Origin of the sequence: Herbaspirillum sp. B65, from assembly GCF_000333555.1 — a bacterium.
Classification (GTDB): domain Bacteria; phylum Pseudomonadota; class Gammaproteobacteria; order Burkholderiales; family Burkholderiaceae_D; genus Herbaspirillum; species Herbaspirillum rubrisubalbicans.
The window spans coordinates 1-1,156 of sequence record NZ_BADI01000696.1 but is presented as its reverse complement, the minus strand read 5'-3'; the positions used below and the strand labels follow the sequence as shown (position 1 = coordinate 1,156).

The window sequence follows — 1,156 nt, the reverse complement described above, 5'->3', positions numbered from 1 at the left end:
CCGGTGATGCCGGCGGCGGCACGGCCTATGTGGGCGGTAACTTCCTGGGTGCCGGTCCCGAACAGAACGCCACCACCACCACGGTGGAGGCCGGAAGCAGCATCGATGCCAGCGCCATCAGCAGCGGCAACGGTGGCCGCGTGGCCCTGTGGTCGGATGGCACGACCCGTTTTGACGGTAGCATCACGGCGCGTGGTGGGGCTGCGTCCGGCAATGGCGGGGCAGTGGAAACCTCGGGGCTGAAACTGAAGATCGGCTCCACCGCCTCGGTCAATACCCTGGCGCCGCGCGGCAGTGCCGGCAACTGGTTGCTCGATCCTGCCGACATCAAGATCGGCTCCATCGCCTTCTGGGGCAGCAACTACGGTATCGACGTCGATTCGGCCGTGCTCACTGCGGCACTCAATAATGGCAACGTGACCATCAAGACTTCCCGCGCTGGCCCCTCCTGCGGCGTCACCTGCGGCAGTGGCAGTGGCAGCAGTGGCGACATCCTCGTGCTGGACCCGATCGGTGTCGCAGTCGCTTCCTACGACGCCAACCACACGGCCACTTACGTCAACTGGGATTCGAATAGCTATACCCTCACGCTGAGTGCCTACAACAACGTGCGCTTCGTGTTTACCCCGAACTACGTTTCGGTCGGCGCGGGCACTAGCCAGTCCAGCGGCGGGGCTGTCGATATGTCCTTGGGCCATGGCACCAAGACCATTCTGCAGGCAGACAATAGTGCCAAGGGATCAGGCACCGTCCTCTTCGATGATAACAACGGCTGGACTTATATCGGCCTGGGCGATGCAGCCACGACCGCGAAGATTTATTACACCCCGACTTCCTACAGCGCACCGCAAGACTTTACGCCCTACCTGATCGGCTACAACCAGCTCACACAACTGACCAGCTACATGGCCGTGAATGTTGCGGCCAGCATCGCCAGCAAGACCTATGACGGCACCTTGGGCGCCACCATCAGTTCATTGAGTACGGTCGCGTCCCTGCCTGGCGGTATGTCGCCGCTGTCGACCAGTGGTGCGACGGCCAGCTTTGCCGACAAGAATGCGGGCAGCAACAGGGATGTGCTGCTCAGTGGCGTCACCTTCAAGCACGGCAGTGACACCATCAACGTGGGTGGCGAGAACTACTATCTCAACGGCCT

The 1,156-nt window shown here is 61.9% G+C and carries 1 protein-coding gene; it reads left to right on the top strand.

Annotated elements, in window-relative coordinates; translation table 11 throughout:
• The coding region (locus I5W_RS16585; protein WP_044530050.1) for a YDG domain-containing protein at nucleotides 1–1,156 on the top strand (1,156 nt) is incomplete at both ends.